Source organism: Pseudomonas sp. CH235, assembly GCF_004368175.1.
Lineage (GTDB): Bacteria > Pseudomonadota > Gammaproteobacteria > Pseudomonadales > Pseudomonadaceae > Aquipseudomonas > Aquipseudomonas paraglycinae.
This window is the reverse complement of sequence record NZ_RRZJ01000008.1, coordinates 37,919-61,926: the sequence shown is the minus strand read 5'-3', so window position 1 is coordinate 61,926 and position 24,008 is coordinate 37,919. Positions and strand designations below refer to the sequence as shown.

25 protein-coding genes are annotated in these 24,008 nt (G+C 61.7%); 8 read left to right on the top strand and 17 right to left on the bottom strand.

Features of this window, described 5'->3' with window-relative positions; genetic code table 11:
* Positions 1 to 87 precede the first annotated feature (87 nt).
* Positions 88 to 297 (bottom strand): cold-shock protein, encoded by a 210-nt coding sequence (locus EIY71_RS11080; RefSeq protein ID WP_002554837.1) that lies wholly within the window; start codon positions 295 to 297, stop codon positions 88 to 90.
* 353 nt (positions 298 to 650) lie between these two features.
* On the opposite strand from EIY71_RS11080, the gene dcd reads away from it, so the two are divergent.
* Positions 651 to 1,217: a dCTP deaminase gene (gene dcd, locus EIY71_RS11075; protein ID WP_007954988.1), complete on the top strand. Its 567-nt coding sequence runs from the start codon at positions 651 to 653 to the stop codon at positions 1,215 to 1,217.
* A 106-nt stretch (positions 1,218 to 1,323) separates the two neighbouring features.
* Positions 1,324 to 1,533: a hypothetical protein gene (locus tag EIY71_RS11070; RefSeq protein WP_085605329.1), complete on the top strand. Its 210-nt coding sequence runs from the start codon at positions 1,324 to 1,326 to the stop codon at positions 1,531 to 1,533.
* Between the two features lie 39 nt (positions 1,534 to 1,572).
* Here EIY71_RS11070 and pdeM read toward each other — a convergent pair whose 3' ends face one another.
* From pdeM to EIY71_RS11010, 11 genes are all read right to left on the bottom strand, one after another.
* A complete protein-coding gene (gene pdeM, locus EIY71_RS11065) occupies positions 1,573 to 2,229 on the bottom strand; it encodes a ligase-associated DNA damage response endonuclease PdeM (RefSeq protein WP_134021724.1) in 657 nt (218 codons plus the stop codon).
* Entirely contained in the window at positions 2,229 to 4,715 is a 2,487-nt protein-coding gene (locus tag EIY71_RS11060) for a ligase-associated DNA damage response DEXH box helicase (RefSeq protein WP_134021722.1), read from the bottom strand. The genes pdeM and EIY71_RS11060 overlap by 1 nt, the downstream gene beginning before the upstream one ends.
* A 59-nt stretch (positions 4,716 to 4,774) precedes the next feature.
* Positions 4,775 to 5,539: an ABC transporter ATP-binding protein gene (locus tag EIY71_RS11055; RefSeq protein WP_007954993.1), complete on the bottom strand. Its 765-nt coding sequence runs from the start codon at positions 5,537 to 5,539 to the stop codon at positions 4,775 to 4,777.
* Between the two features lie 13 nt (positions 5,540 to 5,552).
* Positions 5,553 to 6,671, bottom strand: a complete 1,119-nt coding sequence (locus EIY71_RS11050) for a succinylglutamate desuccinylase/aspartoacylase family protein (protein WP_134021720.1) — start codon at positions 6,669 to 6,671, stop codon at positions 5,553 to 5,555.
* A 12-nt stretch (positions 6,672 to 6,683) separates the two neighbouring features.
* The gene (locus EIY71_RS11045) at positions 6,684 to 7,394 is read right to left on the bottom strand and encodes an ABC transporter permease (protein WP_007954996.1); all 711 of its coding nucleotides are present in this window, start codon (positions 7,392 to 7,394) and stop codon (positions 6,684 to 6,686) included.
* Positions 7,391 to 8,119: an ABC transporter permease gene (locus EIY71_RS11040; RefSeq protein WP_007955000.1), complete on the bottom strand. Its 729-nt coding sequence runs from the start codon at positions 8,117 to 8,119 to the stop codon at positions 7,391 to 7,393. The genes EIY71_RS11045 and EIY71_RS11040 overlap by 4 nt, the downstream gene beginning before the upstream one ends.
* A gap of 56 nt (positions 8,120 to 8,175) precedes the next feature.
* On the bottom strand, positions 8,176 to 8,958 hold the full coding sequence (locus tag EIY71_RS11035) for a transporter substrate-binding domain-containing protein (protein WP_011332769.1): 783 nt from the start codon (positions 8,956 to 8,958) through the stop codon (positions 8,176 to 8,178).
* A gap of 356 nt (positions 8,959 to 9,314) precedes the next feature.
* The gene (locus EIY71_RS11025) at positions 9,315 to 11,003 is read right to left on the bottom strand and encodes an ATP-dependent DNA ligase (protein WP_085748173.1); all 1,689 of its coding nucleotides are present in this window, start codon (positions 11,001 to 11,003) and stop codon (positions 9,315 to 9,317) included.
* On the bottom strand, positions 11,000 to 12,034 hold the full coding sequence (locus EIY71_RS11020; RefSeq protein ID WP_102686595.1) for a ligase-associated DNA damage response exonuclease: 1,035 nt from the start codon (positions 12,032 to 12,034) through the stop codon (positions 11,000 to 11,002). The genes EIY71_RS11025 and EIY71_RS11020 overlap by 4 nt, the downstream gene beginning before the upstream one ends.
* A gap of 463 nt (positions 12,035 to 12,497) precedes the next feature.
* Positions 12,498 to 14,948 (bottom strand): penicillin acylase family protein, encoded by a 2,451-nt coding sequence (locus EIY71_RS11015; protein ID WP_134021718.1) that lies wholly within the window; start codon positions 14,946 to 14,948, stop codon positions 12,498 to 12,500.
* Between the two features lie 144 nt (positions 14,949 to 15,092).
* Positions 15,093 to 15,737: a glutathione binding-like protein gene (locus EIY71_RS11010; RefSeq protein WP_085748176.1), complete on the bottom strand. Its 645-nt coding sequence runs from the start codon at positions 15,735 to 15,737 to the stop codon at positions 15,093 to 15,095.
* A gap of 147 nt (positions 15,738 to 15,884) precedes the next feature.
* Between EIY71_RS11010 and EIY71_RS11005 the strand changes: the two genes are divergently transcribed.
* On the top strand, positions 15,885 to 16,442 hold the full coding sequence (locus tag EIY71_RS11005; protein WP_102686598.1) for a cysteine hydrolase family protein: 558 nt from the start codon (positions 15,885 to 15,887) through the stop codon (positions 16,440 to 16,442).
* Between the two features lie 148 nt (positions 16,443 to 16,590).
* On the opposite strand, the gene EIY71_RS11000 is transcribed toward EIY71_RS11005, so the two are convergent.
* From EIY71_RS11000 to EIY71_RS10985, 4 genes are read right to left on the bottom strand one after another with little or no spacing between them, the layout of a single operon-like run.
* Positions 16,591 to 16,797, bottom strand: coding sequence for an SEC-C metal-binding domain-containing protein (locus tag EIY71_RS11000; RefSeq protein WP_007955014.1), 207 nt, complete (start codon positions 16,795 to 16,797; stop codon positions 16,591 to 16,593).
* 5 nt (positions 16,798 to 16,802) lie between these two features.
* A complete protein-coding gene (locus EIY71_RS10995; protein ID WP_085748178.1) occupies positions 16,803 to 17,288 on the bottom strand; it encodes an LEA type 2 family protein in 486 nt (161 codons plus the stop codon).
* A 31-nt stretch (positions 17,289 to 17,319) separates the two neighbouring features.
* Positions 17,320 to 17,796, bottom strand: coding sequence for a YchJ family protein (locus EIY71_RS10990; protein WP_064382925.1), 477 nt, complete (start codon positions 17,794 to 17,796; stop codon positions 17,320 to 17,322).
* Between the two features lie 4 nt (positions 17,797 to 17,800).
* Positions 17,801 to 18,298, bottom strand: a complete 498-nt coding sequence (locus EIY71_RS10985; RefSeq protein ID WP_011332778.1) for a DUF6231 family protein — start codon at positions 18,296 to 18,298, stop codon at positions 17,801 to 17,803.
* Positions 18,299 to 18,497: 199 nt separating this feature from the next.
* Between EIY71_RS10985 and EIY71_RS10980 the strand changes: the two genes are divergently transcribed.
* The 4 genes from EIY71_RS10980 to EIY71_RS10965 all read left to right on the top strand — a co-directional run bounded on the left by EIY71_RS10980 (position 18,498) and on the right by EIY71_RS10965 (position 21,197).
* Positions 18,498 to 19,193, top strand: coding sequence for an OmpA family protein (locus tag EIY71_RS10980; RefSeq protein WP_011332779.1), 696 nt, complete (start codon positions 18,498 to 18,500; stop codon positions 19,191 to 19,193).
* An 89-nt stretch (positions 19,194 to 19,282) separates the two neighbouring features.
* The gene (locus EIY71_RS10975) at positions 19,283 to 20,005 is read left to right on the top strand and encodes an OmpA family protein (protein WP_102686599.1); all 723 of its coding nucleotides are present in this window, start codon (positions 19,283 to 19,285) and stop codon (positions 20,003 to 20,005) included.
* Positions 20,006 to 20,167: 162 nt separating this feature from the next.
* A complete protein-coding gene (locus EIY71_RS10970) occupies positions 20,168 to 20,446 on the top strand; it encodes a DUF1145 domain-containing protein (protein ID WP_085748180.1) in 279 nt (92 codons plus the stop codon).
* Positions 20,439 to 21,197, top strand: coding sequence for a collagen pro alpha-chain precursor (locus EIY71_RS10965; protein ID WP_085748181.1), 759 nt, complete (start codon positions 20,439 to 20,441; stop codon positions 21,195 to 21,197). The genes EIY71_RS10970 and EIY71_RS10965 overlap by 8 nt, the downstream gene beginning before the upstream one ends.
* A 78-nt stretch (positions 21,198 to 21,275) precedes the next feature.
* On the opposite strand, the gene EIY71_RS10960 is transcribed toward EIY71_RS10965, so the two are convergent.
* Positions 21,276 to 21,740, bottom strand: coding sequence for a CopD family protein (locus EIY71_RS10960; protein WP_064382929.1), 465 nt, complete (start codon positions 21,738 to 21,740; stop codon positions 21,276 to 21,278).
* A 99-nt stretch (positions 21,741 to 21,839) separates the two neighbouring features.
* Here EIY71_RS10960 and dinG point away from each other — a divergent pair, with 99 nt between their 5' ends.
* Positions 21,840 to 23,984 (top strand): ATP-dependent DNA helicase DinG, encoded by a 2,145-nt coding sequence (gene dinG / locus EIY71_RS10955; RefSeq protein WP_102686600.1) that lies wholly within the window; start codon positions 21,840 to 21,842, stop codon positions 23,982 to 23,984.
* The last annotated feature ends 24 nt before the right edge of the window (positions 23,985 to 24,008 follow it).

Sequence of the window (24,008 nt, the reverse complement as noted above, 5' to 3'; positions counted from 1 at the left end):
CGATCTTTTTTTTGCGCCTGGAAAAACAGACGCCCACAAAAAAGCCCCGCTTTTGAGGGCGGGGCCTTTTACTAAAGAAGCTACAAGTTAGATAACTTGTACTTCCTCAGCTTGCATGCCTTTCTGACCGCGGGTAGCGATGAAAGAAACCTGTTGGCCTTCTTTCAGGCTTTTGAAGCCGTCGGATTGGATAGCTTTGAAGTGAACGAACAGGTCGTCACCGGATTGTGGAGTGATGAAGCCGAAGCCTTTTTCATCGTTGAACCACTTAACGGTACCGGTTTGGCGATTAGACATGGTGTAACTCCTTGAACAAAGATAACTGCGACTCAGGAAGAACCCTGGCCGAGACTGAGTGCAAAGAGCAGGAAAAATTCTTGTAGATGGTTGGATCGAAATTCAACATATCGTGTAGAGATTCTCAGTGACACAAGCAGCACAGTGGCGCCACCTTAACCCTTTTTCCGGAACGTGCCAATGCTTCTTGCGAAGGTTTCTCTGTTTTAGGGATCGGCGGTGTGACGGTTCGTCGCCAGGCCGCGTAATTCCTGCACGTTCGCCGAGATTTGCAGCCCGGACTTTGAACCCGGCGGCGCGCCCGGTAAGATGCCGGACAGATTTTTTCCACCTCGCTATTCAGGACACCCGCCATGAGCATCAAATCGGACAAGTGGATTCGCCGCATGGCGCAGGAACACGGCATGATCGAGCCGTTCGTCGAGCGCCAGGTACGTGGCAGCGACGACAGCCGTGTGATCTCCTACGGTGTGTCGAGCTACGGCTACGATGTGCGTTGCACCAATCATTTCAAGGTGTTCACCAACATCAATTCGGCCATCGTCGATCCGAAAAACTTCGACGCTGGCAGCTTCGTCGATGTCCACAGCGACGTCTGCATCATTCCGCCAAACTCCTTCGCCCTGGCCACGACCGTTGAATACTTCCGTATTCCACGCAACGTCCTGACCATCTGCCTGGGCAAAAGCACTTACGCTCGCTGCGGCATCATCGTCAACGTCACTCCGCTCGAGCCCGAGTGGGAAGGCCAGGTGACCCTGGAGTTCTCCAACACCACCAACCTGCCGGCGAAGATCTACGCCAACGAAGGCGTGGCGCAGATGCTGTTCCTCGAATCCGACGAGGAATGCGAAGTCTCCTACAAGGATCGTGCGGGCAAGTACCAGGGCCAGCGTGGCGTGACCCTGCCGCGCACCTGATCCGTCCATCCGGCAGTTACCGGGAATTCTTCGGCGGGTAGACACTCTATGGGGTGTACTGCCCGTTTCGCGAACAGCGGGACGGGCCTTCGCCGAGGAGTGCTCCATGAAGATCGATCCGCAAATCACTGCCGAACTGGCAAGGCTCGAGCCCAATCAGATTGGCGTATTGGCCTGGTCCTTGTTGGCACACCCGCCCATCGCCATGGCTGGCGGAATTCCTCACCAGCCCGATCCCGATACCCCCAACGAAGAACCAACCGAGCCCGGCGAGCCTACGCTGCCGGACAAACCGCCACCTGCGCCTGTCGCTTGATCGAATGTATGGCCCGTCGGCTGAATCCTGAACAGGACTTCAGCCGACGGGCCATATTTCGTTGTCGCCAATGACATAGATCCGACAGCTGTCTTCCTTCTCCACCGGATAACCGCCGGTGAAGGCGCCAAACGCCGGCAGCAGGCTGATGCGTTCCCCCAGCCTGAAACACGCCAGACGCAAACGCTGACGCCCCTTGCCGTTCAATCGATAGACCGGGTGAACGTGGCCTGCAAGCACGTGGCGTTCCGGGTGCGGATCGGGTTCGTGCTGCAACGCGAAGGGCCCGAGCAGCATCGGCTCCGGCACCACCCGAATGTTCAGCGTCGCTGGCGGATCACCGGCGCGTTTATCGTGATTACCGCGAATCAGCGTGATCGGCAGATCGGCGTGGCGTGAGCGCCACTCAGCCAAAGCACTCAAAGTGCCCGGGGCATGCGAACCGGGCCCGTGCAGAAAATCCCCAAGAAAGATCAGTTGCCGACACGGCAGTTTCGCCAGCAACTGCTCGATCACGGCGATGTTGCTCGCTGTCGTGCCCTGCGGCACCGGCTGCCCCAGGCGCCGGTAAGCGGCAGCCTTGCCGAAATGCACATCGGCAATCAGCAGCGCCTGTTGCGCCGGCCAGTACAGTGCCTTTTCCGGCAGCAGCCAGAGGTCTTCGCCTGCCAGACGCACCGGGTAGGGCGCGTTCATCAGGATTGGCCCTTGTCGGCAGTTTGTTCCAGATCGCCGACCATTCGGCGGATGCGGTCGGCGAGTTTTTCCGAACTCATGCTTTCGCGCATGCGTTCCACCAGCAATGGAAACCCGAGCGGTGTAGGACGTTTGATCAGGTGCATGTCCAGTTTCATCCGGTTGATCCGCTCCAATGTCTGTTCCAGTCGACGAATATCCAGTTCTTCCCGCAGGACTTCTTCCCCGGCCTGCGCCAGTAGCAGGTTGTCGGCGTCGTATTGTTTGAACACTTCGAAGAACAGCCCGCTGGAGGCCTGCACCTGACGGGTGCTTTTCGGCGCGCCGGGGTAACCGGCAAACACCAGCCCGGCAATCCGCGCGATTTCCCGAAACCTGCGCAGTGCCAGTTCCCCCGCATTGAGGCTGGCCAGCACATCCCTCAATAAGTCCTCGGGACTGAGCAGGGCGCCATCCAGTTGCACAGGCCAGTCAACGGGCGTGGCGCTGAGCAATTCCAGTCCGTAATCGTTGACCGCAATCGAGAAAGTCACAGGCAAACGCTGACTGACCCGCCACGCCAGCAGGCTGGCCAGGCCCAGATGCACCTGGCGTCCTGCAAACGGGTAGAGGAAAAGGTGCCAGCCTTCGCGGGATTTCAGCACTTCGGCCAGTAGGTTGTTGTCTGTCGGCAGGCCCGACCAGCGCATCTGTGTTTCCAGCAGCGGGCGCAAGGCGTGCATTTCCGGGCCGGCAAACTCACCGTGTGCCGCCGCGCTGAAGCGGCTGACCACGGCTTCGGCCAATTCATTGGAGAGCGGCATGCGCCCGCCATTCCAGCGCGGCACCGCGGCTTTTTTCGCCGTGCTGCGTTTGACATAGGCGGTCATGTTTTCCACCCGCACCAGCTCCAGCAAGCGACCGGCGAACAGAAACCCATCGCCAAGTTTGAGGCGAGCGATAAAGCCTTCTTCAACGCTGCCCAGCTGTTTGCCGCCTCCGCCCTTGCTCCAGAACTTCAGATGAATGCTGGCATCGCTGACGATGGTGCCGATGCTCATGCGATGGCGGCGCCCCAGGCGGGCATCGGGGACGCGCCAGATCCCGTGTTCATCCGGCTCGACCCGGCGGTAATCCGGGTACGCCGTCAGCGACATCCCGCCGTGGCGTACGAAAGCCAGCGCCCAGGCCCAGTCCGCGAGCGTCAGGTCACGATAGGCCCAGGCGTCACGGACTTCTTCGTACAGCTCATCGGGAACAAAGCCACCGCCCAGGGCCATGCTGACCAGATGCTGCACCAGTACATCCAGCGGTTTGTGCGGGGACAGTCGCGGTTCGATCCGCCGCTGCGCCACGGCATCGCGGGCGGCCGCGGCTTCGATCAGTTCCAGGCTGTGTGTCGGCACCAGGGTGACCCGCGACGTTCTTCCGGGCGCATGGCCCGAACGTCCGGCACGCTGCATCAGGCGCGCCACGCCTTTGGCCGAGCCAATCTGCAGCACCCGCTCCACGGGCAGGAAATCCACTCCCAGATCCAGACTTGACGTGCAGACCACGGCTTTGAGTTGGCCGTTCTTCAGCGCCTGCTCGACCCAGTCGCGGGTGTCGCGGGACAGCGAGCTGTGGTGCAGGGCGATCAAGCCGGCCCAGTCCGGTCGCGCTTCCAGCAACGCCTGATACCAGATTTCCGATTGCGCCCGGGTGTTGGTGAACACCAGGCTGCTGGCGCAGACGTCCAGTTCGGCAACGACCTGCGGCAACATCTTCAAGCCGATATGCCCGGCCCAGGGAAAACGCTCGATCTGCGGTGGGAGCAGGGTGTCGACCTTGAGCGACTTTTCGCTTTGCCCCTGAATACTGATTCCGTCGCCCTTTGGGATCAGCACCTGTTCGGCGTGGGTCTGATTGCCAAGCGTTGCGGAAACGCCCCAGACGATCAGCCCCGGCTGCCAGCGGCGCAACCGGGCGAGGGCCAGTTGCAGTTGCACACCGCGTTTGTTGCCGAGCAATTCGTGCCACTCATCCACCACGACCATGCGCAATGTCGACAGCGCCGTTTGAGAGTCGGCTCGGGCGAGCATCAGGGTCAGGCTTTCCGGGGTGGTGATCAATGTCGTGGGCAGGCGCCGGTTTTGCCGGGCGCGTTCGCTGCTGCCGGTGTCGCCGGTGCGCAGGCCGACGCTCCAGGGGATCTGCAGATCGTCCAGCGGCGCTTGCAGGGCGCGCGCGGTGTCGGCAGCCAGCGCGCGCATGGGGGTGATCCACAAGACTGTCAGCGGTTCGGCCGGCGGTGGGCGTTTGCGGGTGGTTTCAGCAGCAGGCCTGGAGCGGGCAAACCGATTGAGCGCGGCAAACCACACCGCGTAGGTTTTACCGGCGCCGGTACTGGCGTGCAGCAGGCCGGATTCGCCACGTTTGACTGCCGCCCACACTTGTTTCTGAAAGGCGAACGGCTTCCAGTCGCGGGCGCTGAACCAATGTTTGGCGAAGTCGGTGGAAGTGCCCATGCCGGCGACGTGTGCTCTGAAGGTGTTCCTTCAATGACCGCGCCGGCCGGGCAATAGTTTTACTTGAGATTGCCGCTGAGGAATTGCTTCAGGCGTTCGCTTTTCGGATTGCCCAGCACTTCTTCGGGTGCGCCTTCTTCTTCCACCAGTCCCTGATGCAGGAACAGCACCTGGCTCGAGACCTTGCGCGCAAAGCTCATTTCATGGGTGACCATGATCATGGTCCGGCCTTCTTCGGCCAGGCCCTGAATCACCTTGAGCACTTCGCCGACCAGTTCCGGGTCCAGCGCCGAAGTCGGTTCGTCGAACAGCATGACTTCCGGCTCCATCGCCAATGCCCTGGCAATCGCCACCCGTTGCTGCTGGCCGCCGGAAAGGAATGCCGGGTATTGATCCGCCACTCGCGCCGGCAAACCGACCTTTTCCAGATAACGCCGGGCGCGGTCGTCGGCTTCCTGTTTGCTGCAGCCCAGCACCCGGCGCGGGGCCATGGTGATGTTTTCCAGCACGGTCATGTGGCTCCACAGGTTGAAGTGCTGAAATACCATAGCCAGGCGGGTGCGCAGGCGTTGCAGTTCATCGGCGTCGGCCACGTGCATGCCGTGGCGGTCGGTGACCATGCGGATCGCCTGGCCGTCGAGGCTCATCGCGCCGTCGTTGGGTTGTTCGAGAAAGTTGATGCAGCGCAAAAAGGTGCTTTTACCCGAGCCGCTGGCGCCGATCAGGCTGATCACGTCGCCGGTCTTGGCCTTGAGCGAGACGCCTTTTAGCACCTGATGGTCGCCATAGCTTTTGTGCAGGCCTTCAACGGTCAATTTGTACATGGGACAGGCATCCTCAAGGCGAAAGTAGATAGCCGCTGCGATAGGCTTCGGCGCCCGCGACGTGGGCGATCACCATCCCGGCAGTGGCCATGCGCCGCAGCGAGCGGGCATAGAGCAGACCGGAAGCGGTGCAATGGACTGGCGTGACCCGGTCGCTGATCGGGTCGATGATTTCGGCGATTTTCTGCCCGGCTTCCAGCCACTGGCCGGGTGTGGCGCTGTACACCAGCAGCCCGCCGACGGGAGTGGCCACCGGTTCCACGCCGGCCAGCGGTGTGGCGGGATGCGGCAGGGCCGGCAAGGCTTTGGGCTCGCCGACGATGGCGCCGAAATGAATCAGGTAATCGATCAGCGCCTGGCAGTCACGACTGGCCAGCGGATGGGTGACATCCCCCTGACCGCGCAACTCGACGGTGACCGAAAAGCTGCCCAGTGGGATCTCGAAGTGTTCGCCGAAGCGCTCCTTCAATTGCCACCACAGCAGGGTGAAGCACTCGTCGAACGACTGGCCGCCGGAGTCGGTGGCCAGCAGGCTCGCCTGGGATTCGATATAGCGCGCCAGCGGCTCGACCAGCGGCCAGGCCTCGGGCGTGGTGTAGAGGTGAACCACGGATTCGAAATCGCAATGCAGGTCGAGCACCATGTCCGCATCGCAGGCCAGCCGTTGCAGGGTCAGGCGCTGGGATTGCAGCTGGGTCGTGGCGGTGTGGCGGGCGAGGGCATTGCGCAGGCTGGAACGGATCAGCTCGAGGTTGCGCTGCGGGTCGTCGCACAGCTGCGCTTCGATTTCGTTGCCGATTTCCTCGCTGAGGTCGACGAACCAGCGGTTGAAATTCTGTCCGCTCTCCAGCTCGTAGCGGCCAAGCGGCACATCCATCAGCACCTGTTCGAGGCCGACCGGGTTGGCTACCGGCACCAGCACGATTTCGCTGCGCAGGCGGCCGGCGGCTTCCAGCTCCGCCAGACGCTGTTTGAGGTGCCAGGCCACGAGCATGCCGGGCAGTTCGTCGGCGTGCAGCGAGGACTGTATGTAGATCTTGCCCTGGGCCTTGTCCGGGCCGAAATGAAAGCTATGGATCTGTCGTGCGGTCCCCGGCAGCGGGGCCAGCAGGTCGTGTATCTGGTGGCGCATCTCAAAAGGGTCCTAGTGTGTCGGGCCAAGGAAGGCCAGCCATCGGCGTTCGGCAAGGCGGAACAGGCCGACCAGCGCAAAGGTAATGGTCAGGTAGATCAGCGCGGCGATGCCGAACGACTGGAAGGTCAGGAAGGTTGCCGAGTTGGCGTCCCGCGCGACTTTCAGGATGTCGGGGATGGTCGCGGTGAAGGCCACGGTGGTCGAATGCAGCATCAGGATCACTTCGTTGCTGTAGTACGGCAACGAACGGCGCAGCGCCGACGGCATGATCACGTAGGCATACAGCTTCCAGCCGGTCAGCCCGTAGGCCTTGGCCGCTTCGACTTCACCGTGGTTCATGCTGCGGATCGCCCCGGCGAAAATCTCCGTGGTGTAGGCGCAGGTGTTGAGGGCGAAGGCCAGGATCGTGCAGTTCATCGCATCGCGAAAGAAACTGTCGAGCACCGGTTGCGCGCGCACGGCGGCCAGGCTGTAAATCCCGGTGTAGCAGATCAGCAACTGGATATAGAGCGGCGTGCCACGGAACAGGTAGGTGTAGAACTGCACCGGCCAGCGAATGTAGAAGTGCGGCGAGACGCGAGCGATCGACAGCGGAATCGACACGAGGAAACCGAAGAAGATCGAGGCGCTGAGCAGCCACATCGTCATCGCCAGCCCGGTGATGTTCTGGCCGTCGGTATAAAGGAAGGCTTTCCAGTATTCCTGCAGGAGTTCGATCATCGTACGGCCTCCCGGGCACCGGCGGCGTAGCGGCGTTCGAGCCAGCGCAGGATGATGTTCGAGGCACTGGTGATCAACAGGTAAATCAAAGCGGCGAGCACCAGGAAGTAAAACAGTTGATAGGTGCTCTTGCCGGCGTCCTGCGCGGCCTTGACCAGATCGGCCAGGCCGATGATCGAAACCAGCGCGGTGGCCTTGAGCATCACCATCCAGTTGTTGCCGATGCCCGGCAGGGCGAAGCGCATCATTTGCGGGAACACCACGAAACGAAAGCGCTGACCGCGCTTGAGGCCATAGGCGGTGGCGGCTTCGACCTGACCGCGCGGCACGGCGAGAATCGCCCCGCGAAAGGTTTCAGTGAAGTACGCGCCATAAATGAAGCCCAGGGTCAGGACCCCGGCGCTGAACGGGTCGATCTCGATATATTCCCATTCCAGGTAATCGGTGAGCGTCGTCAGCCAGGTTTGCAGGCTGTAGAAGATCAGCAGCATCAGCACCAGGTCCGGCACCCCGCGAATCAGCGTGGTGTAGAGCTGGGCGGGCAGGCGCAGCAGTTTGACTTTTGACAGCTTGGCACTGGCGCCGAGCAGGCCGAGCAACACGGCCACCAGCAGCGACAACGCCGACAATTTGATGGTCATCCAGGTGCCTTCCAACAGCAAAGGGCCAAAACCCTTGAGGCTGAAGGCGGAGAGCCCCAGATTTTGTAAGAGGTTTTCGAACATAAATCAGCAACCTGACTGAATGAAAAAGGCGCCCATCGAGGATGGGCGCCGGGGCATTATTTGCCGCTGTACAGATTCAGATCGCCAAAGTGTTTCTTTTGAATCTCGGCGTATTTGCCATCATCGTGTAACGCTTTGATACCTTTATCCAAAAGCGCTTTCAGCTCGGTGTTACCTTTCTTAATACCGACAGCGGTCTTGGCTGGCAGCAAGTGGTTGTCGACCGGCTTGCTGACTTCATAATCAGCGCCTTGCGGCGACTTCAGAAAGCCCAGTTCGGCCTGCAGCATGTCCTGAATGCCCGCATCGAGACGGCCGGAAGTCAGGTCGGAATACACCTGGTCCTGATTCTGGTAGGCCTGGGTTTTCACGCCGGCCTTGTCCAGTACGGCTTTGGCATAGGCTTCCTGGATGGTGCCTTGCTCGTAACCGACGGTTTTGCCTTTCAGGGAGGCGACGTCGTCGGTGATGCCCGAACCTTTTTTCGACACGTAGGCCGTCGGGCCGGAGAACAGCTCGCTGGAGAAGTCGATGACTTTTTCGCGGGCTTCGGTAACGGTCATCGACGAGATCACACCGTCGAATTTATTGGCCTTGAGGCCCGGAATCATACCGTCGAAGTCACTTTCGACCCATTTGCACTTGACCTTCAGCTCGGCGCAGATGGCGTTGCCCAGATCGATGTCGAAGCCAACCAGGCTGCCGTCTGCCGCTTTCGACTCGAACGGTGCGTAGGAAGGGTCAACGCCAAACCGCAGTTCTTTGTATTCCTTGGCCAGCGCGGAGCCGGCGGCCATGCACAACGCCAGTGCAGAAAGGGTCAGCAATGCTTTTTTCATTATTCAATCCCTAAGAACCAATATGAGCGCTTGTGGCGCGGAATGATTGTTACTGGAGCGCTTACGACTTATAGAAAGTAGCAATTTCCGAACCAGAGTCCCGAACAAGTGTTTTAAAAGGTGCAGGAAGTGCATGCCGGGGCCGGTCGGTGCACGAAAACGGGCGCGGGTAAACAGTTGCACTGTTTATGGGCGTGATTGAGGTGATCGTTCCCACGTCGAGGCGTCGAACCGTCCGCGTGGGAATGCAGCCCGGGACGCTCCGCGTCCCAAAGCGGACGCAGAGCGTCCATTGAGGCATTCCCACGCGGAGCGTGGGAACGATCGGGGGTAGGGGGAGTATCGTTGGGAAGAAGTCAGACCAACAGGTTTTGCAAGGTCGCCAGGCTGTCGGCCTCGTCCACGGTCTTGTCCTGGCGCCAGCGCAGCATGCGCGGGAAGCGCACGGCGATGCCGCTCTTGTGCCGGCGGGAGAGGGCGATGCCTTCGAAGCCCAGTTCGAATACCAGGCTCGGCTTCACGCTGCTGACCGGGCCGAATTTTTCCACCGTGGTCTTGCGCACGATGCTGTCGACCTCGCGCATTTCCGCATCGGTCAGCCCTGAATAGGCCTTGGCAAATGGCACCAGTGACCTTGCACTGGATCCCGGTGGGCCGTCCCACACCGCAAAAGTGTAATCGCTGTAGAGGCTGGCGCGCCGGCCATGTCCGCGCTGGGCGTAGATCAACACCGCGTCGACGCTGAACGGGTCGACCTTCCATTTCCACCACACGCCCATGTCCTTGGTGCGGCCAACGCCGTACATCGCGTCGCGAGCCTTGAGCATCATGCCTTCGACCCCCAGGCGCCTGGAGGCCTCGCGCTGGCGGGCGAGGTCGAACCAGTCGTCACCCGTCAGAATCGGCGAAGGCAGCAGTACCGGGTTGTTGCAGTGGGCGATAACTTGTTCCAGTTGTTCACGACGCCTGGCCTGAGGCTGGTTGCGCCAGTCCTCGCCCTGCCATTCCAGCAGGTCGTAGGCGAGTACCACCACCGGCGCGTCTTCAAGGATTTTCCGGTCCAGCGACTTGCGGCCGATTCGTTGTTGCAACAGCGCGAACGGTTGCACCGCCGGGGCTTTCGTCGACTGTGGGTCGAAAGCGTCTTCGGTGATCGGGCGGTTGTTCTTCCACACCACAATCTCGCCGTCGATCACCGTGCCGTCGGGTAAACCGTGCAGCAGCGTGTCGAATTCGGGAAAACGCTCGGTGACCAATTCCTCGCCGCGCGACCAGACCCACAGTTTCCCGTCACGCTTGACCACCTGTGCGCGAATGCCGTCCCACTTCCATTCCACCTGCCAGTTGCTCGGCGGCCCGAGCAGGGCCTCGAAGGTTTCTACCGGTTGCGCCAGCGCGTGGGCGAGGAAAAACGGGTAGGGCTGGCCGCCGCGCTGGGCGTGCTCGTCGCTGGATTCGGGGGCGATCAGTTTCAGGTAAGCGGCGGCGTTCGGCCGGTTGGACAGGTCGGTGTAACCCACCAGCCGTTGCGCCACGCGTTTGCTGTCGAGCCCGGCCATGGAAGCCAGGGCGCGGGTCACCAGCAATTTGGACACGCCGACCCGGAAGCTGCCGGTGATCAGTTTGATGCACAGCATCAAGCTTGGCCGATCCAGTTGCGCCCACAGTGCGGGCAACTGATGGGCGAGGTATTCCGGGGTTTCACCGCGCAGGGGCAACAGTTTGTCTTCGATCCATTCGGCGAGCCCGGCCTCGGAGGTGTGCGGGTGTTCCGGCAGCACCAGCGAAATGGTTTCCGCCAGATCGCCGACCGCTTGATAACTTTCCTCGAACAGCCACGGGGCCAGGCCGGACACCTCGACCGCGAGATCGCGCAGGATCCGCACCGGCACCAGTTGCCGAGGCCGCCCGCCGGACAAAAAGTACACCGCCCACGCGGCATCCTGCGGTTGCGCCTGGGCGAAGTAGGTTTGCATGGCCGCCAGTTTGGCGTTGCTCGAGGTGGTGGCGTCGAGTTCGGCGTACAACCCGGCGAAGTCTTTCATGGTTGCACCTCGGCAACGACGGGCGTGGCGGTAGATAGCTCTTCTTCATCGTCACCGTATTCGGTGTTGAAACCTTGTGCGTCCAGACCCTGCTCGCGCAGATGGCGCACCAGCACGCCAATCGAGCCGTGGGTGACCATCACCCGTTCGGCTCCTGTCTGTTCGATGGCCCACAACAGGCCGGGCCAGTCGGCGTGATCCGAGAGCACGAAACCGCGATCGACCCCGCGCCGCCGGCGGGTGCCGCGCAGACGCATCCAGCCGCTGGCGAAGCTGTCGCTGTAATCGCCGAAACGGCGCATCCAGCTGCTGCCGCCGGCCGACGGCGGGGCGATGACCAGCGCCTGGCGCATCATCGGATCGTTCTTCTTCACATCGCCGGCGTAGATGGTTGGCGGCAGATAGACGCCGGCCTCGCGGTACACGCGGTTCAGCGGCTCCACCGCCCCGTGGCTGAGGATTGGCCCGAGGGTTTCATCGATGCCGTGCAGAATCCGCTGGGCCTTGCCGAACGAATAGCAGAACAGCACGCTGGCCTTGCCGGCTTCGATGTTGGCCTGCCACCACTGATTGATCTCGGCGAACACCTGCGCCTGCGGCTGCCAGCGGTAGATTGGCAGACCGAAGGTCGATTCGGTGATGAAGGTGTGGCAGCGCACCGGTTCGAAGGGGGCGCAGGTGCCGTCGGGTTCGATCTTGTAATCGCCGGACGCGACCCAGACTTCGCCGCCGTATTCCAGCCGTACCTGAGCCGAGCCGAGCACATGGCCGGCGGGATGAAAACTCAGGGTGACCCCGTGATGGGTCAGGCGCTGGCCGTAGTCGAGGGTTTGCAGGTTGATGTCCGCGCCCAGACGCGCGCGCAGAATCCCTTCGCCGGCGCTGGCAGCCAGGTAATGCTGGTTGCCGCCACGGGCATGATCGCCATGGGCATGGGTGATCACCGAGCGCTCGACGGGCCGCCACGGGTCAATGTAGAAATCCCCGGCGGGGCAGTAGAGGCCTTCGGGGCGGGCGATAACAAGGTCCATGGCGTTACCGGAATGGAGGGACTTGTTAGCTATGAGGTTGGCGCGAAGTCAGAAGTTCTATTGATTTTCAAAAGCACCCTCACCCCAGCCCTCTCCCAGAGGGAGAGGGAGTCTACGGAGGCGTCTGGCGAGGTACATCGACCTGTGAGATCGAGTCGACTATGGACCTGCCAAGCAGCAATACGAATCTGGATTCGGTGCAGCAAGTTCAGGTCGGCGAACCTCTTGAATATCCCCCGATCAGTCCTCTCTCCCGGAGGGAGAGGGAGCCTACGGAGGTGTTTGGCGAGGTACATCGACCTGTGAGATCGCGTCGATTATGGATCTTTCAAGCAGCAATACGAATCTGGATTCGGTGCAGCAAGTTCAGGTCGGCGAACCTCTTGAACATCCCCCGATCAGTCCCCTCTCCCTAAGGGAGAGGGTTAGGGTGAGGGGGCTTTTGATCTTTTGGGGAGTAGCGCTATTTGCCGGGAGTCAGGGTCAACCGCGTCTTGCCATACACCCGATCAAAGTTCTGCGGCAGCATTGGCAAGCCGATGTACTGGCCCTTGAGCCACGGATCGATGCCGTTCAGGTAGTTCGGGCTCACTGGATTTCCGGATTGCCCAGTCCCGTTCTGCCCCATCAATGGCTCGCTCTGACCGAAGTCGACGATAAAGCGCATCGACGGCGCACGCGTGGTGTTGAAGTCCTGGCCCCAGGCAAACGCTGCGGTGTTGAGTGTGGTGTGGTCGCCGCCAGCCGCAATTGGCCCGCGAACGGTCTGGCCGTTGGCATTTTTCCACTCATAGCGGTGCAGTTTGCCCCACTGCCAGGCCCGGCGGTCGCCGCCCAACTGGCTGTCGCCGGCGGTGATCGCTGCCGCCAGACTGCGGGCGAGGATCGCCGGTTTGTCTTCTTTTTGCGGGGTGCGGGCGTCGTCCCAGAACGGACTGTCTTCGCGGCCCAGCAAGTGATCGGCCTGGGCGGCGTAGGACAAGTCGCCGTTGGCGATAAACGCTTTCCACGCCGGGCTGTTTTGCGGGCCGAGTTCGTCGAGGAAGATCTGCTTCATGCTTTCCTGCAGGAACAGCTCGTAGATTGCCGCGTCGGCGGAGGTCGGGCTGAGCTTGCCGTCGAAGGCCATCAAGCGGGTATAGGCTTCGCGGGCCTTGCTGCGCTCGACTTCCGGCAGGCCGTCGATCGCCTGTTTCAGCGGCTGCGCCATGCCCGGCGCTTCAAACATTTTCTTCAGTTTGGCGGCGAAGGTGGTGGTCTGGTCGTACTGCATGGCGATCACGCTGCGACCGTCGTGTTTACCGCTGCCGGCCAGTTCAGCCAGGCGCTCGCCACGCTCCGGCGCCGCCCAGGAATTCGACAGTTGCATGCCGTAGCCGTGAGGAATGACCCGCTGGTTGGCGGTGCCGAGCCAGCCTTGGGCCGGGTCCTGATCGTACGGGTGCAGCATGGGGTCGGCGTAACCGTCCCAGTCATAGCGACCTTCCCAGCCCGGCGACGGCAGCAGGCCTTCACCTTCACGGCGGTTCGGGAATCGTCCGGTGACTTGCCAGCCAATGTTGCTGGCGTCAGCGAACACCAGATTCAGCGCGATGGCGCGGATTTCCCGGCTGGCGTCCGAGGCGCGCTCAACGTTCTGTGCACGGCTCAGATCGAAAAATGCATCGAGGGATTTGTCGTCGGTGAAGCTCGGCGTCTGCAAGGCCAGGCCAAAACCTGCGCCCTGAGCGGCAGCCTGGGTGCTGTTGAGCAGCGCGCCATGGCGGGTTTCGTACACCGCTTCGCGAATCGGCCGCTGGCCTTTGACGAAGTAGGTTTCGTTGCGCACGGCGACCGGTTGCCATTTGCCGTTGACCTCGTAGGACAACGTGCTGCCCTGACGACGGATTTTTTCCAGGAACAGGTCCTGGTTATCGCCGAGCACGCTGGTCAGGCTCCACGCCACCTTGCCGTTGAAACCGCCGAGCACCATCGGCAGACCGGCCACGGTCACGCCGGCGGCCTGGTATTTCGGTGCACGAATCTGCACGAAACTCCACAGCGACGGCGCGGCCAGCGGGCCATGGCTGTCGCTGGCCAGCAGGCTCTTCCCGCTGCGGCTGCGTTGCGGGGCGATGGCCCAGTTGTTCGACGACTGAGTGCCCAGCAGGTTGAGGGCGGCCAGTTGTTCAGTGGCGTTGCTCAACTCTGTGAGCCCCGGAATCTGCCCGTTGAGCTTGATGCCTTGCAGCTTGTCGGCTTCGGCCAGCGGCAGGTTTTCGTCGGGAGCGGACGGGGTCAGCCACGCCAGTTTGTCGTTGGTCACAGTCTGCGCCAGCACCAGCGAGGCGATTTCTTCCGGCAGGTTGGCCGACTGGCTGAAGTTCAGCAGACAGAAGATCAACGCCGAATCTTCCGGTTTCCAGTATTCAGGCTTGTAGCCGCTGGAAGCCAGATCTCCCGGCAGTTTGTCGGCGTAGCGGAACAGGTAGGCGTTGACGCCCCGGGCATAGACCTCGAAGAAGCGCTTGAGCCGTGGCGACGAAGCCTTGTACAGCTCGCCGGCGCTTTTCTTCAGGTTGACGGCGCGCATGTAGCGGTCGGCGTCGAGCATCGACGAACCGGACATTTCCGCCAGACGGCCCTGAGCCAGCAGGCGCAGGGTGACCATCTGATTGATCCGGTCGCTGGCGTGCACGTAACCGAGGGCGAACAGTGCGTCGTGGAAGCTGTTGCTTTCGATCAGCGGCATGCCCATGGCATTGCGGCGTACCGAAACGTTCTGCGCCAGGCCCTTGAGCGGCTGCACGCCGGAGGTCGGTGGGAGGGTGTCCTGGGCGTTCCAGGTCTGACAACCGGTCAGGCTCAGAACACCGGCCACTGCTGCGGCAACGCCGAACCGGGGAAGAAAATGTGAAAGGGCTGGCGAGGCCATGGCAAAGCTCCTGCGGGGGTGTAGAGGCTGGGGGCGCAATAAAGCCGCTACGTTAGTGAGCAGGAGGGGGCCGCGCAAGCGGGGCGAGCGGTTATTTCTTCCCGTTGATCGTTCCCGCGCACGGGAACGATCAGGCCGGGTGACTCAAGCCTTCGGCGGATTGATCTTCTGCACCAGCGCGTAGGCCTTCACGGTCGCCGGGCGATCCTTGATGTGGTTGAACCAGCGTTGCACGTTCGGGAAGTCTTCCAGGTTCTGGCTCTGCCACTTGTGGGAGACGATCCACGGGTAGATCGCCATGTCGGCGATGCTGTATTCGGCGCCGGCAACGAACTCGTTGTTGGCCAGTTGCTTGTCCAGCACCCCGTACAGGCGCGCGGTTTCATCGATGTAGCGCTTGATCGCGTAGGGGATTTTTTCCGGCGCGAACTGGCTGAAATGATGGTTCTGCCCGGCCATCGGCCCCAGCCCGCCCATTTGCCAGAACAACCATTGCAGCGCCACCTGGCGGCCACGCAGATCCTTGGGCAGGAACTTGCCGGTCTTTTCCGCGAGGTACAGCAGAATCGCCCCGGACTCGAACAGCGACAACGGCTCGCCACCATCAGCCGGTTCATGATCGACGATGGCCGGGATGCGGTTGTTCGGTGCGATTTTCAGAAAGTGCGGCTGGAACTGCTCGCCCTGGCTGATGTTGATCGGGTGCACGTCGTAGCGCAGGCCCGCTTCTTCGAGGAACAGGGAAATCTTGTGGCCGTTGGGCGTGGTCCAGTAATACAGGTCGATCATGGAAAGCTCCAAATCAGAAAAATGGCTTACGTGCGGACAGCAAACGCCGGCTTCAGGTTGTCCTGTGTGCGTTCGATAGCTTGCTTAGTTACAGGAGGTGATGCTCAAGTACGGGAAATTCAATGACCCCGCATGAGAAAAATCGCCATGGAGCTCAAGGCCAACGCTGCACTGATCATCATCGACCAGCAAAAAGGCATTCTGGAACCGCGTCTGGGGCGGCGGAACAATCCGTCGGCCGAGGAGCGGATTCTTGATTTGCTGGGCTTCTGGCGACGCAGCGGGCGGCCGGTGATCCATGTGCAGCACCTGTCGCGCTCGCCGGATTCGGTGTTCTGGCCCGAGCAGTCAGGCGTGGATTTTCAGGAAAGGTTTTCGCCGCAGGACGGCGAGTGGCTGATCCAGAAGCAGGTACCGGATGCGTTTTGTGCCACAGGGCTTGAGGCGAAGTTGCGTGAGGCGGGGATCGGGCAGTTGGTCATCGTCGGCGTGGCGACGAACAACTCGGTGGAATCCACGGCACGCACGGCGGGCAATCTGGGGTTCGAGGCGTGGGTGGCGGAGGATGCGTGCTTTACCTTCGACAAGGCCGATTATTTCGGCACCTTGCGTTCAGCTGAAGAGGTGCATGCGATGTCGCTGGGGAATTTGCACGGGGAGTATGCGACGGTGGTCAGCACCGGGCACATTCTGGCGGCAGGCTGAAAAGCTTACGGTGAATGGGCCGGCCCCTTCGCGAGCAAGCCCGCTCCCACCTTTGCCTGCATTCCGTCAGAAGGAATACGGTCGAATGTGGGAGCGGGCTTGCTCGCGAAAGCGGTGTCTCAGGCGAAGTAGGCTTTCGCCCGAAACATCAAGCGCCGTGGCACTTCTTGAATTTCTTGCCGTTGCCGCATGGGCAAGGGTCGTTGCGGCCAACGTCTTTCAGGGCGTTGCGCACCGGTTCCTGGTGGGCGTGGCCGCAGTTCGGGCCGTGGACATGGCCATGGTCGTGATCATGGTGGTGATGGTCATGATCGTGGTTGCAGTCTGGGCCATGGACATGAGGTTGCTGGGTCATCGGGGTCACTCCGTAATCAAATCGGCGGGGATTATCACGCCATTGCGCGCCAGGTGCACGTAGTGAGCGATGAATAAACCGGTTTCCATCTCGCCCTCCAGTCGATAGGGAATCTGCTGGTGCGGGTTTTTCAGCATTTTCACCACCTCTTTCACCTTCGGCCACAGGTTGGTACGGATCGGTACGTTGTAAAACGCGCTGCTTTTGGGGTTCACCGTGATCCAGTGCTCGTGCTCGCCTTCGGCCAGCAGCATGTCGGCGAGATGTATGCGGTATTCCAGGCCACGCACGGTCAGGTCGCTATCGTTGGGGTTGTCGATGCGAAAGTGCAGGATGAATTTCTGTTCCAGCAATTTGGCGCGCACGACTTCGACTTTCACCAGGTGCACGGCGGGGTCGCGGGAATCGTCGGTAAACCATGACGCGCAGCCGCCAAGCCCGAGAAACACGAACAGTGTGAAAGCCTGAAATGCGCGCCAATGACCGAGCATGGTTTAACTCCCTTTGCTGCCCAGTCTAGCCTCAGCTGCCGAAATACCCCGCACAGCATTTCTTGAACTTCTGGCCGCTGGCGCACGGGCAGGCGTCGTTGCGGCCCAGCTTCAGTTGCACGGTCGGGTCGATGAAGTACCAGCGCCCGCTGTTCTGCACGAACGACGAGCGCTCGCGGTGGCTGTGCTCGCCCTGACCGTCATGCCAGCGCGCGGTGAAGGTGACGAACGCGTGTTCCGGCTGGCCACCGAGCACTTCCGAACTTTCCACGTCCAGACCGAGCCAGGTGCTCTGGGCGCTCCAGTCGCTGATCGACTGGCGATCCAGCCCCGCTTGCTGAGCGGGCAGGGTGGTCGCCACCAGATAATCGATCAGGCCCAGCACATAGGCGCTGTAGCGCGAGCGCATCAGGGCTTCGGCGCACGGGGCCGGGTGGCCGGCGTGATAGTGACCGCAGCAGGCATCCAGCAGGTTGCCGCTGCCGCAAGGGCAAATGGCTGTACTCATTGCATTACCACCAGTATTTCCCGAAGTTTTCCGGATTGGCCCAGAATCGCGAGTTGAGCCAGTCGGGGACTTGTTTGTAGTCAAGCAGATCGTAGGTGAACAGGGTCAATACCTGCTCATCCCGGGCGAAGCGTTCGCTGGCTTGCAGGGCCAGGGAATAAAAATCGGTTTCCTGCCAGCCGCTGGCCGGCAGGTCTGCCAGCACGGCGATGCGGCTGGCGTTGAGGTTGCGGATCCCGCCCAACAGATTCAGGCCGTCGCGCTTGGGCAAATGTTCCAGGCAGTCGACTACCAGCGCCAGGTCGAAACGGCGGGCCGCCAGTTCCGCCGGCAACGCACCGGGCGCGGCGTGCGCGACGCAGGTGTCCGGGTGCGCTTCCTTAAAGGCAGCCAGCGCCGGGAACTCGCTGGCGCCGATCAGCAGCAGACGTGCCGGAGCGTAGCGGTCGAGCAGGGCGGCCAATGCCTGCTGCGGCGTGCGGGAAGAAATGGCGACGTTCATCGAAGCTCCTCAATCAGAGCGCCAAGACTAGCCTGCCCGGACGCCAAGGCCTAGATCTCTGTCCTGCGGGTTTGCGGCAAATTCGTCGAAGTCCCGTGAACAGGCGCACAAACAGCAATGGCCTATTGCTGGCGGAGATTAAAACTCCGGTCTTTACTCCCTGAATCGGTTCTAAGCCGATCCCTCAGGAGAAAACTAGATGAGCATAGTTCGGACAGCATTACCCTTGGTTCTGCTAACCAGTGTGTTGACTGGTTGCGCAGGTTTGCAGAAAACCGACTGGCCGACCTGTGCGGCAGTCGGTGGTGTCGTCGGTGCGGGGCTCGGTGCGACCGAAAGCTCCGCATGGGCGGGGTATGGCGCGTTACTCGTCGGCGGTACGGCAGCAGCCTATTGCTGGGTTCACGGTGATGGCGATGAAGACGGCGATGGTGTGCCGGACAGTCGCGACAAGTGCCCGGGCACGCCTAAAGGCGTACAGGTCGATGCTGACGGCTGCCCTCCACCAGCCCCTGCACCAGTGGTCGAAGAAGCTGTAGTGGTCAAGGAAGAAACCATTGTCATCCGCGATGTTCACTTCCAGTTCGACAAGGCCACGCTGACCCCGGCCGACAAACTGGTCCTGGATAAGGTCGCTTCGCGCCTGAAACAGGAATCCAGCACGGCACAACTGACCGTGACCGGCCACACCGACAGCGTCGGCAGCGATGCCTACAACCAGAAACTGTCGGATCGCCGCGCGCACTCGGTGGTCAAGTACCTGGTCGAGAGCGGTGTACCGCAAAGCAGCTTCGTGTCGGTGACCGGTGCCGGTGAAAGCCAGCCGGTGGCAGACAACAAAACTGCTGACGGTCGTGCGCTGAACCGTCGTACCGAAATCAAAATCAACCGCTAGCCCCCTCGCATCCGCGGCTTGTGCAGTCGCGGATGCGGGTCTTTACTCCTGTGTAACCGGTATGGGCCGGTGACACAGGAGCTTTAACGATGAGTGTTCTTACAAGGTCCGTCTTGCCGGTTCTGCTGCTGGGCAGCCTGTTGACCGGTTGCGCCACCCACAGCGATGGCACCGCTCCCCTCAATCAACGTACCTGGCCGATCTGCAGCCTTATTGGCGGACTGGTCGGCGGCGGTCTCGGCGCGCTCGAAAGTGGCGGCTGGGCCGGCGGTGGCGCTGCGCTGGGGATCCTCACCGGCGGATTGATCTGCTATGCCCAGGATGGCGATGAAGACGACGACGGCGTGTTCGATCGTCGCGACCGTTGCCCCGATACCCCGGCCAACACCCCGGTCGACCACCGTGGCTGCCCGTTGCCGCAATATCCGGTCACCGAGAAACCGGCCGAACCGGCCCCGCAAACCGAAGTCATTACCCTCAACGATGCCGGCAACGTGCTGTTCGACTTCGACAAGTCCGATCTGAAACCGGCCGCGAAAAGCCAGCTGGACACGTTGATGGACAAACTGCGCAATGCCGACGTGGTGAGCATCAAGGTCGTTGGCCACACCGACAGCAAAGGTTCGGATGCCTACAACCAGGCACTTTCGGAACGTCGCGCGAGCAGCGTGGCGGAGTACTTGCTGAGCCAGGGCCTAGCGCCGAACAAACTCACCAGTGAAGGGCGTGGCGAGAGCGAACCGGTCGCCGATAACAACACGGACGAGGGGCGTGCGCAAAACCGTCGGGTGGAACTGCACATCAATCGTTAGGATGCGTCTGTAGTCCGCAGGCTAGAGCTGTCGGTCGATGATCATCGTCGAACCGGCAGCCATCCGGCGGTGGATCGGTTTTTTTCATTTTTCCCTCTGGCTTATCCCCTGCAGAAGCCGTTACTGTGCGCCCAAAGAATAATTCGCAACACGGGGGAGCGTATGAAGGTGTTCTGTGGGCTGGGGCGATTGTTGACCCTGCTGTTCTGCTGCGTGGTGCTGGCCAATCAGCTGGTGCCGTTTGTTCATCCGCTGCACCTGCTGGTCAATCTGGCCGGCGGTCTGCTGCTGTCGATCCACGTGCTCGAAGTGCTGCTGTGCAACCGCAGCCTCAAGGGTCGTCCGCACCCTTGGCGTGATCGTGGCCGCATCCTGTTGTTCGGCGTTTTCCACCTGCAAACCATCCCGGCCCCGGCCGCTCCGGAGGCTTCCCATGCGTAATCTCTGCCTGCTTGCTGCATTCATCAGTCCCCTGGCCTGCGCCCAGGTGGTCAGCGTCGAAACCAACTCGCTGATGCGTCTGCCCAACACTGCCAGCACTCTGCAACTGGAGAAACTGGTGGTCGCCGATTACGGCACTTTGCTGATTCCTTCGAACGTGACCGAGCTGAGTGTCGGCGAATTGCAACTGGGCCATGAAGCGCGCATCGCCATCGTGCCGAGCGAACAGGCGCTGGATATGAAAGTCATCCGCGCTCAACTTGCCGAAGGCAGCCAGATCACCGCCCGTGGTGCACCGGGCACCTACGAAAAAGCCGCCCGCGCCGGGCGCAATCTGAATCTGCAATTCAAGGCGTTGAATGCGCCGAAGCTGGTGGTCGATGCCCGTGGCGGCACCGGTGCGCCGGGTTTTGTCGGGCTCGATGGCGCCAACGGTCAGGAGCCGGGTTGCACCTGGGGCCAGGCGGGACACGGTTTTGATGGCAGCAACGGCAGCGATGGCCAGCCGGGTGCACCGGGCGCGCTGGTGCGTCTTGAAGTGCCGCGCGAGTTTCCGGCCGAGCTGATCAAAGTTGAAGTTGCCGGCGGTGCCGGTGGCCCGGCCGGTCCTGGCGGCAAGCCGGGGGCGGGTGGCAAGTCCAAAGGCTGCCTGGTCTATCGCGCCGACGGCGGCAAGAGCGGCAAGCCGGGGGCCGACGGGCAGCCGGGGCCTGCGGGTGCGGCGGGGTCTGTCACCGTACAGCGCTTGTAATCGATTGCACCTACCCTCTACGTTGATCGTTCCCACGCAGAGCGTGGGAACGATCAGGTATCAGTCAGGGTGCGCTCGTCAGAACGAGGGCCGCGCAGCTGCCACCGCCACCAGCACCACCCCGACCAGCAGATTGAACCCCACCACCTTGCGAATCCGCCCCAGCACCGCCGCACCCGCCGGCCAGTCCTTCGCCTGCACCGCCGTGCGCAGCTCAGGCAGCATCAATGCCTGAATCCGGATGAACAGCGCGGTCATCACCACATACAACCCCATCATCACCTGCACATAGCGCGGCGCGTTATCGAAGGCGATGTGTTGCAGATGCAGCATGCCCACCCCGGTGACCGGCAGCAGAATCACCGCTCCCCACACCCAACGAAAAAAACCTTGAAACACTTCCACCCAGAGCGTCAGGCGCCCGGGGCCGTCCAGTGCCTTCATGGCCGCGGGGCGCAGCACCATCCAGGCGAAAAACATACCGCCGACCCACACCAGCGCGGCCAGTACATGGATGGGGTAAACGAGGCTAAAAGGTGTCATTGGGGTACTCCGTTCTGCGCGGGATCGATTCGCGGGGTATGATAGCCGCCGAACCGAACCACTGAAAATTTATCCAGCGTTTTTTGCGCCCGACACTCAATGATCAGCACTGAACTCAAAACCACGATCCAGGGCGCCTACTCGCGTTTTCTAGAGGCCAAGAGCCTCAAACCGCGTTACGGCCAGCGCCTGATGATCGCTGAAGTCGCCAAGGTCCTCGGGGATATCGACACCGACGACGAAGGCCGGCGCAGTGGCGACCCCGCGATTGTCGCGGTGGAAGCCGGCACCGGTACCGGCAAGACCGTGGCCTACAGCCTGGCGGCGATCCCGACGGCCAAACTGGCCGGCAAACGCCTGGTGATCGCCACCGCGACCGTCGCCCTGCAAGAGCAGATTGTCTACAAGGACTTGCCCGACCTGATGCGCAACAGCGGGCTGAACTTCAGCTTCGCCCTGGCCAAGGGCCGTGGCCGCTACATGTGCCTGTCCAAGCTCGACATGCTGTTGCAGGAAGGCAATGCGCAGACCGCCACCGCGCAGCTGTTCGAAGAAGAAGGCTTCAAGATCGAGGTCGATGAGGCCAGCCAGAAGCTGTTCACCAGCATGATCGAGAAGCTCGCCGGCAATAAATGGGACGGCGACCGCGACAGCTGGCCCAACGCGCTGGAAGACGCCGACTGGGCGCGCCTGACCACCGATCACAGCCAGTGCACCAACCGTCATTGCCCGAACTTCGGCCAGTGCGCCTTCTACAAGGCCCGCGAAGGCATGGGCAAGGTCGACGTGATCGTCACCAACCACGACATGGTGCTGGCCGACCTGGCGCTGGGCGGCGGGGCAGTCTTGCCCGATCCGCGCGACACCATTTATGTGTTCGACGAAGGCCACCACCTGCCGGACAAGGCCATCGGCCACTTCGCCCATTACACACGTCTGCGTTCCACCGCCGACTGGCTGGAAACCACCGCCAAGAACCTCACCAAACTGCTGGCCCAGCACCCGCTGCCGGGCGACCTCGGCAAGCTGATCGAGCAGGTGCCGGAGCTGGCGCGGGAGATCAAGACCCAGCAGCAATTCATGTTCACTGCCTGCGAACAGATTGCTGATTTCAAGCCCGGTGAAGACGTCGAAGGCCGCGAGCGTCCGCGTCATCGCTTCATCGGCGGGGTGATTCCGGAACACATGCGCGAGATGGGCATCGAGCTGAAAAAAGGCTTCGCCCGCCTCAACGACCTGTTCACCCGTCTGACGGATCTGCTCAAGGAAGGCATGGACGGCGAGGTCAACATCGGCATCGCCAGCAATCAGGCCGAAGAATGGTATCCACTGTTCGGCAGCCTGTTGTCCCGTGCTTCCGGCAACTGGGAGCTGTGGACCGCGTTCACCGCCGAAGACCCGGAAGACAACCCGCCGATGGCCCGCTGGCTGACCCTGGCCGAAAGCGGTTCGCTGTTCGATATCGAGGTCAACGCCAGCCCGATCCTCGCCGCCGAAACCCTGCGCCGCAGCCTGTGGAACGTGGCCTATGGCTGTCTGGTGACTTCGGCGACATTGACCGCGCTCGGCACGTTCGACCGTTTCCGCATGCGCGCCGGTCTGCCGAAAAAAGCCGTCACTGCCGTGGTGCCGAGCCCGTTCCATCACGCCGATGCCGGCGTGTTGCGGGTGCCGGACCTGAAGGCCGACCCACGCGATGCCGCCGCCCACACCGCCGCTATCATCCGCGATCTGCCGGAACTGGTCGAAGGTTCGCGCGGCAGTCTGGTGCTGTTCTCGTCGCGCAAACAGATGCAGGACGTGTTCGACGGCCTCGACCGCGACTGGCGCAAGCAAGTGTTCATTCAAGGCAACCTGTCGAAACAGGAAACCCTGAACAAGCACAAGGCGCGGGTTGATGGCGGTGATTCCAGCGTGCTGTTCGGCCTCGCCAGTTTTGCCGAAGGCGTGGATTTGCCGGGCGCCTATTGCGAGCACGTGGTGATCGCCAAGATTCCATTCTCGGTGCCGGACGATCCGGTCGAAGCCGCGCTGTCGGAATGGATCGAAGCCCGGGGCGGCAATCCGTTCATGGAAATCTCGGTGCCCGATGCCTCGCTGAAGCTGGTTCAGGCGTGCGGCCGTCTGCTGCGCACCGAAGAAGACCGCGGCACCATCACCTTGCTGGATCGGCGGCTGGTCACCCAGCGCTATGGCAAGGCGATCCTCAATGCGTTGCCTCCTTTCCGTCGTGAAATATCCTGAGACATCGGTGGGCAGTTTTGCCCG

Excerpts from the sequence above, each read along its gene's own strand:
- EIY71_RS11025 (WP_085748173.1), bottom strand. The coding sequence starts at position 11,003 with ATGAAAGACTTCGCCGGGTTGTACGCCGAACTCGACGCCACCACCTCG.
- EIY71_RS11080 (WP_002554837.1), bottom strand. The coding sequence starts at position 297 with ATGTCTAATCGCCAAACCGGTACCGTTAAGTGGTTCAACGATGAAAAA.
- EIY71_RS11050 (WP_134021720.1), bottom strand. The coding sequence starts at position 6,671 with ATGCGCCACCAGATACACGACCTGCTGGCCCCGCTGCCGGGGACCGCA.
- EIY71_RS11000 (WP_007955014.1), bottom strand. The coding sequence starts at position 16,797 with ATGACCCAGCAACCTCATGTCCATGGCCCAGACTGCAACCACGATCAT.
- EIY71_RS11060 (WP_134021722.1), bottom strand. The coding sequence starts at position 4,715 with ATGGGCACTTCCACCGACTTCGCCAAACATTGGTTCAGCGCCCGCGAC.
- dinG (WP_102686600.1), top strand. The coding sequence starts at position 21,840 with ATGATCAGCACTGAACTCAAAACCACGATCCAGGGCGCCTACTCGCGT.
- EIY71_RS11040 (WP_007955000.1), bottom strand. The coding sequence starts at position 8,119 with ATGTTCGAAAACCTCTTACAAAATCTGGGGCTCTCCGCCTTCAGCCTC.
- EIY71_RS11070 (WP_085605329.1), top strand. The coding sequence starts at position 1,324 with ATGAAGATCGATCCGCAAATCACTGCCGAACTGGCAAGGCTCGAGCCC.
- dcd (WP_007954988.1), top strand. The coding sequence starts at position 651 with ATGAGCATCAAATCGGACAAGTGGATTCGCCGCATGGCGCAGGAACAC.
- EIY71_RS10970 (WP_085748180.1), top strand. The coding sequence starts at position 20,168 with ATGAAGGTGTTCTGTGGGCTGGGGCGATTGTTGACCCTGCTGTTCTGC.
- EIY71_RS10965 (WP_085748181.1), top strand. The coding sequence starts at position 20,439 with ATGCGTAATCTCTGCCTGCTTGCTGCATTCATCAGTCCCCTGGCCTGC.
- EIY71_RS10975 (WP_102686599.1), top strand. The coding sequence starts at position 19,283 with ATGAGTGTTCTTACAAGGTCCGTCTTGCCGGTTCTGCTGCTGGGCAGC.
- EIY71_RS11020 (WP_102686595.1), bottom strand. The coding sequence starts at position 12,034 with ATGGACCTTGTTATCGCCCGCCCCGAAGGCCTCTACTGCCCCGCCGGG.
- EIY71_RS10980 (WP_011332779.1), top strand. The coding sequence starts at position 18,498 with ATGAGCATAGTTCGGACAGCATTACCCTTGGTTCTGCTAACCAGTGTG.
- EIY71_RS11010 (WP_085748176.1), bottom strand. The coding sequence starts at position 15,737 with ATGATCGACCTGTATTACTGGACCACGCCCAACGGCCACAAGATTTCC.
- EIY71_RS11005 (WP_102686598.1), top strand. The coding sequence starts at position 15,885 with ATGGAGCTCAAGGCCAACGCTGCACTGATCATCATCGACCAGCAAAAA.
- EIY71_RS10990 (WP_064382925.1), bottom strand. The coding sequence starts at position 17,796 with ATGAGTACAGCCATTTGCCCTTGCGGCAGCGGCAACCTGCTGGATGCC.
- EIY71_RS11035 (WP_011332769.1), bottom strand. The coding sequence starts at position 8,958 with ATGAAAAAAGCATTGCTGACCCTTTCTGCACTGGCGTTGTGCATGGCC.
- EIY71_RS11045 (WP_007954996.1), bottom strand. The coding sequence starts at position 7,394 with ATGATCGAACTCCTGCAGGAATACTGGAAAGCCTTCCTTTATACCGAC.
- EIY71_RS11055 (WP_007954993.1), bottom strand. The coding sequence starts at position 5,539 with ATGTACAAATTGACCGTTGAAGGCCTGCACAAAAGCTATGGCGACCAT.
- pdeM (WP_134021724.1), bottom strand. The coding sequence starts at position 2,229 with ATGAACGCGCCCTACCCGGTGCGTCTGGCAGGCGAAGACCTCTGGCTG.
- EIY71_RS10995 (WP_085748178.1), bottom strand. The coding sequence starts at position 17,288 with ATGCTCGGTCATTGGCGCGCATTTCAGGCTTTCACACTGTTCGTGTTT.
- EIY71_RS10985 (WP_011332778.1), bottom strand. The coding sequence starts at position 18,298 with ATGAACGTCGCCATTTCTTCCCGCACGCCGCAGCAGGCATTGGCCGCC.
- EIY71_RS10960 (WP_064382929.1), bottom strand. The coding sequence starts at position 21,740 with ATGACACCTTTTAGCCTCGTTTACCCCATCCATGTACTGGCCGCGCTG.
- EIY71_RS11015 (WP_134021718.1), bottom strand. The coding sequence starts at position 14,948 with ATGGCCTCGCCAGCCCTTTCACATTTTCTTCCCCGGTTCGGCGTTGCC.